The organism is Lentzea cavernae (assembly GCF_014653695.1).
GTDB lineage: Bacteria > Actinomycetota > Actinomycetes > Mycobacteriales > Pseudonocardiaceae > Lentzea > Lentzea cavernae.
This window is the reverse complement of the sequence record NZ_BNAR01000010.1, coordinates 38,050-49,893: the sequence shown is the minus strand read 5'-3', so window position 1 is coordinate 49,893 and position 11,844 is coordinate 38,050. Positions and strand designations below refer to the sequence as shown.

Sequence of the window (11,844 nt, the reverse complement as noted above, 5' to 3'; positions counted from 1 at the left end):
GGATCGTGTGAGTTCTGTCGGGAACCTGTCACTCGGACGAGGTATCCGGGATGATGGCGGCCGTGCCACTCAACCGCTATCGCTTCCACAGCGTGTGGCACGTCGACGCGTGCCCGGCCGATGTGTACGAGGTGCTCTCGGACATCGCGAACTACCCGCTGTGGTGGCACGAGGTCCGGAAAGCCACGAAGATCGACGACGAGACCGGCGAACTCCGCTGCCGCTCCTTCCTGCCGTTCGACCTGGTCGTCCAGGTCAAGCACAGCATCCGCAACCAGCAGGCCGGCCTCCTGCGGGCCACGTTGTCCGGCGACCTCGAGGGCTACGCGAGCTGGGAGATCACCGGCCGTGACGGCGGCACCGACCTCCTGTTCGACCAGGAGGTCGTGGTCAACAAGGCGCTGCTGCGGCGCCTCGTGCTGATCGCGAAGCCGTTCTTCCGCGGCAACCACGACATGATGATGCGCGGCGGCTTCAAGGGCCTGAAGCAGGCCCTTGAGGCGAAGGCCGCCAGCCGCGAGGCCTAACGCTGGTACTCGCCGATCCGGATGACCTTGTTGTCCGTTGTGCGCGTGCACTTCAGCGGCGTTCCAGCGTGAGAGTAGCCGTCCTCGTAGGGCCAGACGCACGACCACTCGGCAGAGTCCCAGAACAGTCCCTGCCCTTGGGGTTCACCCGCCGTGATGGCCGCCCTGTACCGGTTCGCGATGTCGATGGCCGCGGGACAGCCGACCCCATCCACGTCAGTCACCTTGGACGGGGTCTCGCTGCAGACGACGGGCTCGAACTTGCATGTCAGCTTCCAGTCCTGCCACACCTCCTGCGGGACGGGATCGCAGGCCGGTGGCACACCGGAGCTCAGGTACTGCCACCTGCCCTCCTTGAATTCGAACAGCGCGTTGCCGCTGTCGCCCGCCATCAACGCCGTGTTCACCGCCGCGATGGCGTACCGGTCTTTGCACCTGATGTCGAAGTAGAGCAGATCGGCGTCGAGCGGGCGGGCGGCGCTCAACGTCTCCGGCGACATGCCGTCACACGCGTTGGTCTTCACCTGCTGTGTCACCAGATCCGTCGGGACAGACACTTCCTTCACGGCGGTCACGAGCTCGGCAGAGGTCTTGGTGAGACGTGGCTGCTGAGCGTTCGACGCGTCAGCGATCTCGGTGAGGACTTTTGCTTGCTCTGGACTGAGTTGGTGTCCGACGTACCGAAAATCAATCTTCACGCCCGAACGTGCGGTGTGGTCGGCGACGATCGCACGCACCTCGTCTGCACTCTTGCCGCACGAGTCCGCATCGCCCCGTGCGATCACCACGACGTGGTTGGTCTCGGACCCGCGGAACGGGTAGGCACGCGCGAAGTCATCGATCGCGGCGAGGACGCCGTTGAGCAGCGTAGCCTTCCCGCTCGGCGCGATCGCACGGGCCGCATCAACGATCTGGGTGGCCTGTCCGGTGCCCGGCGTGACGACTTCCGAGGTGCTCGGCGAGTCGCAAGAACCACCGAACTTCCGCAGTGCCAAGGAATCGTCAGGCGACATGTTCGAGGCCGCAGCACCGACGGCCTCCGCTACCTCGCGGAAGTCCGCAGACGATTCGGACGCGTCGACCAGGAACGTGGTGCGGTGGGCTGGAGTCAAGAACACCCACAGTCCGCCGGTGGTCAGCCCCAGAACCAACACCACGGCTCCCGCGACCAGCCACCAGCGTTTCATCGCGTTCCTCCTGGGCCCTGGGCGCGTAGCGATGTCAACGCGTCCGTCATGTTCCGCGCCTCGGCGTTGTACGCGTCGGCGGCCTTGGTGTAGCTGAGCAGTGGTTCCGCCAGGGCCCGCCCCGCACGAGCAGAGGCGAGCAGTGTCTCCGCGGCTCCGATCACTTCTGCCTGCAACGTCCGCAACCGGACCGCCATGTCGCGCAACCGGACTGCGTCGGTTGAACTGGTGCGACCGTCCAGGTCCTCGATCTGAACGTCCACGACGGCGTTCTTCGCATCTGCCATCGCGGTGTCGGCGAGGTCGAATCGGCCGTTCTTGATGGCCTCGGTGGCCGAGTTGAGCTTGTCGACGGTCGGGTTCAGCACGTTGACCACAGATTGCGACGACCGCAACACCGGCTCGATGGTGGTGAACCAGGCGAGCACCCGTTTCAGTTCCTCCGGGGAGTTCGTGAACGTCGGTTCTTGCTGCTTGAGCTGTGTGGCCAGCTCGGTCAACCGATCGCCGTCGTCGTCGACCTGGTAACCGATGAACTTGAACTCGATGGACAGGCCGGCCGCCGCGACCCGGCTCCGGATCTGGTCGTGGACGAACTCGTGGTCGGAATCGCAGGCGTCCTTGCCGTGCCTGGTCACGACGATGATCCGGTTGACCTGTCTGGCTTTGAGGGAGAGCGGAGTCGTGAAGTCGCCGACCGCCTCGACGATCCCACGCTGCAGCGTGGCCTTCGTGCCCTGTCGCACGGATCGCGCGGCTTCCGCGATCTCCTGCTGGTTACCGGTGCCGAAGCTGACGAGCTGCGAGGTGTTCTCGTCCGATCCGCAATCGCCGCCGAAGCTGCGCAACGACTGGGAATCTCGGTCACCCGAGTTCCCGACGATGGTGGTCAACGCACCGGTGACACTGGCCAAATCGCCTTCGGCGGCGTCGATCAGGAACATCGTCTTGTAGACGGGGGCGAACATCGGAACGATCCATCGGATCGCGACCACGCCACTCCCGACGACCAGCACGCCCGCGAGCAGGACGATCAGCAGGCGCCGGACGCTTTTCGGAAGCTCCCAGAACGTGTTCCACTGCCGGGCGTTGTCGCCGACGATGACGCCTTTGGACTTGCTCAGATTTACCGTGTAGGTGGAATTTCCTTCTGGTGTCTTGAGCTCGCCATGCGCTTTCTGGATCGCATCGGACGTCGTCGACGACAGCTGGTTCGCCGCGTCGACGGAAAGTCTGATCTCGTCCATGCGGAAAAGGTACAGAGTTTGGGGGGAAAAGAAATCAAGTTCGGCCGGACAGGTGACGCACCAGCAGGGTCAACTGTTCCGCGTACTTCGTGGCGAACTCGGGCGTGGCCGGGTCCTCGCCGGTGATCTGGCCCGCGGTGTGCCGCAGGGTCAACGGTGCCGAGGCCGCGGCCATGAGCGCCAGCAGCAGGAAGCCGGGGTCGAGGTCCGCGGGTAGTTCGCCGGCGGCCTGGCGTTCGCGCATCTGGTCGACCTGGGCGCGCAGGAACGCCTCGTCGGTGGGCGGGCTGTCGCCTGCCAGGTTCGACCACGCCCACAGCCGCCCGTGGTCGGTGAGGGTGGTGTGCACGAAGCCCGCGATCACGTCGGCGAGCGGCTCCGAGGTGCTCGCCATCTCCGCCGCGGACGAGTGCCAGCTCGTGGCGATCTCCTTGTACAGGCCCTCTTTGCCGCCGAAGTAGTACGAGATCAGCTGTTTGTTCACGCCTGCCCGCGCCGCGATGTCCGTGGTGCGCGTGGCCGCGTAGCCCTTCGCGCCGAACTCCGCCGCGGCCGCCTCCAGGAGCAGGGCCCGCGTGCGTTCGGGGTCCCGTTTGCGTTCCGAGGCGCTGGGAGAACGGCGTTGATCCACGGCGTCACGGTAGCCGACGAGCTTTATCAACCATCGGGTTGACTTAATCAACCGTACGGTTGAAACTCGACGGCATGAGGATCGCTGTGGTGGGTGGGGGAATCGGTGGGCTGTGCCTGGCGCACGGGTTGCGCAAGGCCGGTGTGGACGTGGCGGTGTACGAGCGCGATCGCTCGCGCACGGACCGCTTGCAGGGGTATCGGGTGCACATCAACCCGGACGGTGCCGCCGGGTTGGAGGAGTGCCTGCCGGCGAGGAACTGGCAGCGGTTCGTGGAGAGCGCGGGGACCAGCGACAACGGGTTCGGGTTCCTGACCGAGCAGCTCAAGCCGTTGCTGGTGCTCGACGCCGAGGAGGAGAAGCACTACTCGGCCAGCCGGATCACGCTGCGGCAGGTGCTGCTCGACGGGCTGGACGTCCAGTTCGGCAAGAGGTTCGTGCGCTACGAGCAGAACGACGCGATCAGGCTGCACTTCGAGGACGGCACGACCGCCGAGTGCGACGTGCTCGTCGGCGCGGACGGCATCAGGTCCCGCGTGCGCGCGCAGTACCTGCCGCACGCGGGGACCGAGGAGGTCGGGATCACCGCGGTCGCGGGGAAGCTCTTCCTCGACGACCACGACTGGATCCCGCGAAGCCTTCTGGTCAGGGCCAACTCGATCATTCCGACCAGCCGGTGCGGCATGTTCCTGGTGACCCACGACGGGCTGGGCCGTTCCGACGCGGATGGCGTGCTGTTCGACAACGTGCGTCCGTACCTGATGTGGGCGTACGCGGCGAAGGACCTCGACCTGAGCGACGGCATGCAGTCGGAAGTGCTGCGGCGGATCTCGGGGTGGAGCCCCGACCTGCGCAGGATCGTCGAGGCGTCCCCGGAGGAGACGGTCAGTCAGTGGCACATCAGGTCGTCGAAGCCGATCGAACGCTGGCGCTCCACCAACGTCACGTTGCTCGGCGACGCCATCCACGCCATGACGCCGATGAGGGGCATCGGCGCCAACATCGCGTTGAAGGACGCGCGGCTTCTCGCACGGTGCGTGGCCGAGGGCGGTGACGCGATTGCCCGGTACGAGGCGGAGATGTACGAGTACGGGTTCGCGGCGGTGCGCGACTCGCTGCGGGCGGCGAAGCAGTTCGCGCAGGGGAGTCCGGTGTCGCGGACCCTGTTCCGCACGGTGCTCAGGACGGCCGCGGCGATGCCCGCGTTGAAGCGCGCGATGTTCTGAGAAATTCTTTTGAACCGATCTGGCTCGCTCTACGTGTGATGGGCGTTGGAGGGCACGAGCCAGGAGGTTCAGGATGATCCGCAAGAGCGTTGCGGTCGTCGCGCTGGGGTTGATCTCGCTGACCGCCTGCGCGGGGACGCCGGAGACCACGCCGGTGGCGCAGCAACAGCAGGAAGGCGTTGTGGCGCTGAAGATCGCCGACATCGCGGACCTCGGTCAGGTCGTCACCGACGACCAGGGCTTCACCCTCTACCGGTTCGACGGCGACAAGCCGGGGGAGTCCACTTGCGACGGTGAGTGCGCCGCGGCCTGGCCGCCCGCCACGGTCGCCGACGAGAACTTCTCGGTCAACGGCGTCGACAAGAACCTGGTCAGCACCTTCGTCCGCAAGGACGGCAGCCGCCAGCTCCTCGTCGACGGCATGCCGCAGTACCGCTTCGCCAAGGACACCTCGCCTGGGGAGACCAAGGGGCAGGGCCTGCAGGGCAAGTGGTTCGCCACCGGCACGGACGGCACCCGCTCCCAGCTCGCGGCGCGCACGGGTGTCGTCACGGGGCTCGGCGCGGTGCTGACCAACAACGCCGGCCTCACGCTCTACCGGTTCGACGGCGACACGGCCCAGCCCCCGGTGTCCAATTGCGACGGTGGGTGCGCGGCGAACTGGCCGCCGGTGCTGGTGGAGGGCGGGACGCCGCGGGTCAAGGGCGTCGACTCGACGCTGCTCGGCACGATCACCCGCAAGGACGGCACGAAGCAGCTCACGGTCGCGAACTGGCCGCAGTACACGTTCAAGAACGACACCAAGCCCGGTGAGGCCAAGGGCGTCGCGGTGGAGAAGTGGTTCGCCACGGCCACCGACGGCAGGAAGGCCCAGCAGAACAAGGCGATCGCGCTCACCAGCGCGACCGTCGGGGACCTGGGGGTCGTCGCCACCGACAAGGACGGCATGACGCTCTACCGGTTCGACGACGACTCCGCGGAACCGCCGACGAGCACGTGCTCCGGCAAGTGCGCGGAGCAGTGGCCGCCCGCCTTCGTCAGCGAGGGCTTCCAGGTTCAGGGCGTGGACGCCTCGCTCGTGGGGACGATCGAGCGGGACGGCAAGCAGCAGCTCACCATCGCGGGGTGGCCGCAGTACCTGTTCGCAGGGGACGAGGTGTGCGGTGAAGCCAACGGGCAGGGCGTTGGCGGAAAGTGGTGGGCCACCAAGGCCGACGGAAGTCGCGCCGGCCGGTAAGAGGGGAGAGGAGAGAGCCCCGGCGGGATTCCGCCGGGGCTCTTTTCTCACTTGAGGCGCAGCAGCAGAGCCTGCTCCGGTTCGAGCACCGGCAGCTGGATCCCGACCTCCGACAGCACGGAACCGGGCAGCTCCACCGGCTTCCACTCCTCGGGCTGTCGCTGGATCAGTGCCGGGCGGCCGGCCGGAGCGTCGAACGACACCCGGTAGGTCCGCGCGGGGTCGAGCCCAGGCAGCCGCACCCGGCGCGGCTTGTTCTGCGTCGACGTCGTGAGCTGCACGTACCCGAACAGGGCCTCGGACCGGTCCGGCGCAACGATCCCGTGCACCCAGGCCGCGGGGTCCGGGTGGTCGGAGTGCACCGTGACACCGGTGTGCACCAACGACCGCACATCCTTGTAGTACTCGATCGAGGCCTGCAGCCCGGCGCGTTCCTCGTCCGTGGCCGAGTTGATGTCCCACTCGATCCCGAAGTGCCCGAACATCGCCGTCGCCACGCGGAACGACAGGTCGTGCACGCGCCCGGTCGTGTGCGACTTCGTGGGGCCGACGTGCGCGCCCATCAGCTCCGGCGGCAGGAACACGCCGGTCCACCGCTGGATCAGCTGGCGTTCCAGCGCGTCGTTGCAGTCCGACGTCCACACGCGGTCGGTGCGCGAGAGCACGCCGAGGTCGATCCGCGCGCCACCGGACGAGCAGCTCTCGATCTCCACGTGCGGGTGCCGCAGCCGCAGCTCGTCGAGCAGCCGGTAGAACGCGGCTGTCTGCTCGTGCACGCGCGAGCCGATCAGGTCGCGGTTGTGGTCCCACTTCACGAACGCGATGTCGTTGTCCGCCAGCACGGACGACACGCGGTCGAGGATGTACGCGTACGCCTCGGGATGCGCGATGTTCAGCACCTGCTGGTTGCGCGACGGCGGCGGCAGCACCCCGGGACGCGGCCCGAGCACCCAGTCGGGGTGCGCGCGGTAGAGGTCGGAGTCGGTGTTGACCATCTCGGGCTCGAACCACAGCCCGAACTCCATGCCCAGCGCACGGACGTGCTTGATCAACGGGGTCAGCCCGTCCGGCCACACCGTCTCGTCGATGAACCAGTCACCGAGGCCCGCGGAGTCGTCGCGGCGGTGCCGGAACCAGCCGTCGTCCAGCACGAACCGCTCCACGCCGATGGCGGCGGCGGTGTCGGCCAGCGACGTGAGGCGCGCGAGGTCGTGGTCGAAGTAGACCGCCTCCCACGTGTTGAGCACGACCGGACGCGGCCGCAGTGAACGCTCTCGCAGCTGCCGGTGGAACGCGGCGCTGATGCCGTCGACGCCCTCCTTCGAGTACGCCGCGTAGATCCACGGCGACTCGTACTCCTGGCCTGCTTCCAGGGTGACCTCGCCCGGCAGCAGCAGTTCCCCGCCGCCCAGGACGGGCGAGCCGTCGACCAGGTTCTCCGCGTACGTCACGTGGTTGCCGCTCCACGCCACGTGCAGGGCCCACACCTCGCCGTCGCGGAACGAGAAGCCCGGCGTGCCCGCCAGCAGCCCGATGGTCGCGTCGTGGCCTGTGCGCCCGCGCCGGCTCTCGCGTACCCAGGAGCCGTACTGGAACGCCTGCCGCTGCGGCGCGCGCTCACGAGCCCAGCGCCCGGTGAAGTCGAGCAGTTCGGTGGCGTGCGAGGGGACGGGGAGCGCGGTTTCCAGGCCCTCCAACGAGTACGGCGTCCCACCGTCGTTGCGCACGACGTGGCGCAGCCGCAGCATGCCCGACGGCAGCAGCTCGAGGGTGCCGGTCACGGTCAGCCCCGCGGCCTCGTCCGACGCCACGTACCGGAAGATCGAGTCGTCCTCGGCGCCGAACGACGTCACCGTCAGCGCGGGCGCGAAGTCCGAGCCGCCGCGGTGGCCGCGCAGTCCGGGCCTGCCGACGTACCCGGCACCGGCGTCGGGCAGCAGCGCGAGAGGTACGGGCGCGTCCGGCGCGTTGTTCGGGTTGGTCCACGACACGGCGCCGACGAGGCCCCGCAACGCGGCCTGGTCGACGTCTCCGAGCGTGCGCCCCCAGTGCGTCACGACCGGCAGGCTCGCGCCCGCGAGGGTGATGACGACGCTGGAGGTGTCGTCGTGCAGGTGCACGACCTCCGTGTTGCTCATGCGGGCCCCGTCCACATCAAACACAACTGAACAATGCGCCGATCCTCAGATGTGTGAAGCGGGTTGTCAAGCGTTCGAAGCTGTTGAGTTGTGTCTTAGCTCGTGCAGTTCGGGGCCTGCTTGTAGGCCTCCTCCAGCACGGGTTCCGCATCGCGCAGATTGCCGAGGCCGGGACCTTCCGGCAGCCACGACACGATGTCGGCGCCCGCCAGCAACGCGGGCGAGTCGATGCCCTGCGCGGGGAACCTCTGGGCGTTGTCGAGGTGGTCCTGCAGCTTCGGCACGAGCTCGGCCAGTCCCTTGCGGTGACCGGCGACCAGTTCGTCGCCGCGGGGGACGGGTGACGGACCGATGCCGTCGTACGCGGCCTTCGCCTGCGTGTACATGTCGCGCAGCCTGGTGAGGTAGGCGATCACGGCAGGCCGGTCGGCCTCCGTCGGTTGCTGCCCCTGGGCGAACTTCGGTCCGGTGGCGATCACGGCGCTCACCCCGAGGATCGGGTCGTCGGCGGCGCAGATCTGGTCGATCCACGCCAGCACGGCTGCTTTGTCCGGTCCGGCGGAGGAGGAAGTGGGGGGCGGAGACGAAACCGGCGGTGGCGAGGAACATCCCGCCACCGCCGCGATCACGAACGCGCAGATCAGGTTTCGATGCACACGGTCAGACAACCAGACTGAGCAAGGCGGCGACCACGAAACCGACGACCGAGAGAATGGTTTCGACGATCGTCCACGACTGCAGCGTTTCCTTCACCGACAGGCCGAAGTAGCGGGACACGATCCAGAACCCGCCGTCGTTGACGTGCGAGGCGATGATCGAACCCGACGCGATGGCCATGACGACCAGCGCGAGCTGCGGCTGCGAGTAGTTCAGGTCCGCCAGCGTCGGCGCCACGATGCCCGCGGTCGTCACGATCGCGACCGTCGCGGAACCCTGCGCGATGCGGATGACGCAGCTGATCACGTACGCCAGCGCGATCACCGGCAGGCCGATGCCCGACAGCTCCGTCGCGAGCGTCTTGCCGATGCCCGTCGCGGCCAGCACGGCGCCGAAGAAGCCACCGGCACCGACCACGAGCAGGATCATCGCGACCGGCTTGAGGGAGGCTGCGGACAGCTCCGCGACCTTCTCCCTCGTCATGCCGCGCCGGAAACCCAGCAGCCAGAACGCGAGCAGCACCGAGATCGTCAGCGCCACCGCGGGCGTGCCGAAGAACGTCGCCACCGAGTACAGGCTCGAGCCCTTGGCCAGCAGGATGGAGCCGAACGTGCCGGCGAGGATCAGCACCAGCGGCAGGCCGATGATCGAGAGCACCAGGCCGAGCGACGGCGGTTCGCGGCCGTCGTCGTCGCGGCGCGCCGCCTCGGCGGCCGCCAGCATCTCCTCCGGCACCGGCACGATGAGGCGGTTGCCGATCCAGTACGAGTACAGGATGCCGCCGACGAACCAGGACGGGATCGCCACCGCGAGACCCATGATGATGATCCAGCCGAGCGACACGCCCAGCAGACCGGCCGCGGCCACGGGACCGGGGTGCGGCGGCATGAACGCGTGCATGACCGAAAGGCCCGCCAGCAACGGCATGGCGAACAACACGATCGACTTGCCGCTGCGCTTGGCCGCCACGTAGACGAGCGGTGCGAGCACGAAGATGCCGATGTCGAAGAAGACCGGCACGCCGAAGATGAGACCGGCGAGACCGATCGCGACCGGCGCCTTCTTCTCGCCGAACGAGTTCATCAGCTTGTCCATCAGCACCTGCGCGCCGCCGGACGCCTCGAGGATCGCGCCGAGCAGCGTGCCGAGACCGATGATCGCGGCGATGTGGCCGAGGATCGAGCCGAAGCCCTTCTCCAGCAACGAGTCCGAGGCCTTCTGCGCCGACCCGACCAGCGTCTCCACCGGCACGCCCGCCAAGAGGGCGACCAGCAGTGCGACGACGATCAGCGCGATGAACGGCTCGACCTTGAACTTGATGATCAGCAGGAGCAGCACCGCGATGCTGACCACCGCGAGGGTCAACAGACCCGGAGTTGAGTGTTGCAACCAGTCGATCACGGGCGGCTCCTGAGTGAATGGCCTGGCAATGAGCCGGTGGCGGTTCCGTCGTCGATCACCGGCACCCCGTTGCAGAACACGAACGGGATGCCGGCTGCCTGCTGCCGAGGCTGGTCGAAGGTCGCCGTGTCGGCGATCGTCGAGGGATCGAACAGCACCAGGTCGGCCGCGTAGCCCTCGCGGACCAGACCCCGGTCGGTGAGCCGCAAGCGCTGGGCGGCACGGCCCGTGAGGTGCTCGACGCACTCCTCCAGGCTCAGCACGCCCAGCTCGCGGACGTAGCGCGCGAAGTAGCGGGGGAACGTCCCCCACGCGCGCGGATGTGGCCGGTCGCCGACCAGCAGCCCGTCGCTGCCGCCGGTGTGCGCCGGATGCTTCATGATCGCCTGCACGTTCTCCTCATGGCCCACGTGCATGAGGCACGAGGTACCCATGCGCTCGTCGACCAGCACGTCGAAGTACAGATCGGCCGGGGCGCGGTCGAGGCGTGCGGCCGAGCGCAGGACGCTCGCGCCCACGAGGTGCGCGTTGCGGTCGTTGCGGACGCCGTTGATCTCGATGGAGTCCCAGTCGACCGGCACGCCGTGGCAGCCGTCCGAGCCGGTCTCCTCGATCTCCACGCGGATGCGCTCGCGGGTGTCCACATCGGACAACCTTGCCAGCGCCCTCTCCGGCCCGCCCTCCGTGGCCCACGAGGGCAGGAGCGCGGACAGGTACGTCGCGCCCGGCAGGTACGGGTAGGTGTCGAGCGAGATGTCCGCGCCCTGGGCGATCGCGTCGTCCAGCAACTGGAGCAGTTCGGGCGCCTTGCCCTTGTTGACCGGGAAGTTCATCGTCGCGTGCGCGAGGTGCAGCGCGCAGCCGGCCCGTTTCGTGACGTCGACCATCTCGGCGTACGCCTCCAGCGCGCCGGCGCCGTAGCTGCGGTGGTGCGGGCTGTAGAAGCCGTTGTGCTGCCCGACGACCTCGCACAGCTGCACGAGTTCGGACGTGTCGGCGTACATGCCGGGCGTGTAGGTGAGACCTGACGACATGCCCATCGCGCCCTCGGCGAGCGATTGCGCGAGGACGGACCTCATCGTGTCCATTTCGGACTGGGTGGGCTTGCGGTCGTCCCAGCCGACGACGAGCATCCGCAGCGTTCCCTGCGGCACCAGGTAGGCGGCGTTGACCGCGATGCCCTGGTCGAGCCGGTCGAGGTACTCGCCGACCGAGCGCCAGTTCCAGTCGAAGCCCGGCGGGTCGTCGTTCCACCCGGCGAGCTGACCGCGCAGCGTCGCGAGCACCTCGTCGTTCACCGGCGCGTACGACAGGCCGTCCTGTCCGAGCACCTCGGTCGTGACGCCCTGCGAGACCTTCGCCAGGTGGTCGGGCTCGGCGAGGACGCGCAGGTCGGAGTGCGAGTGCATGTCGATGAACCCCGGCGCGAGCACCAGCCCGTCGGCGTCGATCGAGCGGGTGGCCGAGATCGAGTCACCGATCGAGGAGATCCTGCCGTCCTTGATCCCCACGTCCGCCTGGTAGGCGGGCGCGCCCGTGCCGTCGGCGACCAGCGGTCCGCGCAGGACGACGTCGTCCATCGCAGCACTCCTT

10 protein-coding genes are annotated in these 11,844 nt (G+C 68.1%); 3 read left to right on the top strand and 7 right to left on the bottom strand.

What is annotated here, in order from left to right:
* Positions 1-62 precede the first annotated feature (62 nt).
* Complete coding sequence (locus IE307_RS29195) at positions 63-527, top strand: SRPBCC family protein (protein WP_191302599.1); 465 nt, start codon at positions 63-65, stop codon at positions 525-527.
* On the opposite strand, the gene IE307_RS29190 is transcribed toward IE307_RS29195, so the two are convergent.
* Genes IE307_RS29190 through IE307_RS29180 form a run of 3 tightly spaced genes read right to left on the bottom strand, consistent with a single transcriptional unit; the run spans position 524 to position 3,592 of the window.
* Positions 524-1,714 carry a vWA domain-containing protein gene (locus IE307_RS29190; RefSeq protein WP_191302598.1) on the bottom strand — a complete coding sequence of 397 codons (1,191 nt, stop codon included), beginning with the start codon at positions 1,712-1,714 and terminating at the stop codon, positions 524-526. The two genes, IE307_RS29195 and IE307_RS29190, sit on opposite strands and share 4 nt — an antisense overlap.
* On the bottom strand, positions 1,711-2,961 hold the full coding sequence (locus IE307_RS29185) for a VWA domain-containing protein (protein ID WP_191302597.1): 1,251 nt from the start codon (positions 2,959-2,961) through the stop codon (positions 1,711-1,713). The genes IE307_RS29190 and IE307_RS29185 overlap by 4 nt, the downstream gene beginning before the upstream one ends.
* A gap of 34 nt (positions 2,962-2,995) precedes the next feature.
* Positions 2,996-3,592 carry a TetR/AcrR family transcriptional regulator gene (locus tag IE307_RS29180; RefSeq protein ID WP_191302596.1) on the bottom strand — a complete coding sequence of 199 codons (597 nt, stop codon included), beginning with the start codon at positions 3,590-3,592 and terminating at the stop codon, positions 2,996-2,998.
* A gap of 74 nt (positions 3,593-3,666) precedes the next feature.
* Here IE307_RS29180 and IE307_RS29175 point away from each other — a divergent pair, with 74 nt between their 5' ends.
* The gene (locus IE307_RS29175) at positions 3,667-4,818 is read left to right on the top strand and encodes an FAD-dependent oxidoreductase (protein WP_191302595.1); all 1,152 of its coding nucleotides are present in this window, start codon (positions 3,667-3,669) and stop codon (positions 4,816-4,818) included.
* A 73-nt stretch (positions 4,819-4,891) separates the two neighbouring features.
* The gene (locus tag IE307_RS29170; protein WP_191302594.1) at positions 4,892-6,055 is read left to right on the top strand and encodes a hypothetical protein; all 1,164 of its coding nucleotides are present in this window, start codon (positions 4,892-4,894) and stop codon (positions 6,053-6,055) included.
* 47 nt (positions 6,056-6,102) lie between these two features.
* Here IE307_RS29170 and IE307_RS29165 read toward each other — a convergent pair whose 3' ends face one another.
* The 4 genes from IE307_RS29165 to IE307_RS29150 form a co-directional block, all read right to left on the bottom strand.
* Entirely contained in the window at positions 6,103-8,193 is a 2,091-nt protein-coding gene (locus IE307_RS29165) for an alpha-galactosidase (protein ID WP_191302593.1), read from the bottom strand.
* 95 nt (positions 8,194-8,288) lie between these two features.
* The gene (locus IE307_RS29160; protein ID WP_191302592.1) at positions 8,289-8,732 is read right to left on the bottom strand and encodes a hypothetical protein; all 444 of its coding nucleotides are present in this window, start codon (positions 8,730-8,732) and stop codon (positions 8,289-8,291) included.
* Positions 8,733-8,853: 121 nt separating this feature from the next.
* Positions 8,854-10,251, bottom strand: coding sequence for a GntP family permease (locus IE307_RS29155; protein ID WP_191302591.1), 1,398 nt, complete (start codon positions 10,249-10,251; stop codon positions 8,854-8,856).
* The gene (locus tag IE307_RS29150; protein WP_191302590.1) at positions 10,248-11,831 is read right to left on the bottom strand and encodes an N-acyl-D-amino-acid deacylase family protein; all 1,584 of its coding nucleotides are present in this window, start codon (positions 11,829-11,831) and stop codon (positions 10,248-10,250) included. Before IE307_RS29150 ends, IE307_RS29155 begins: the two co-directional genes overlap by 4 nt.
* Positions 11,832-11,844: the final 13 nt, after the last annotated feature.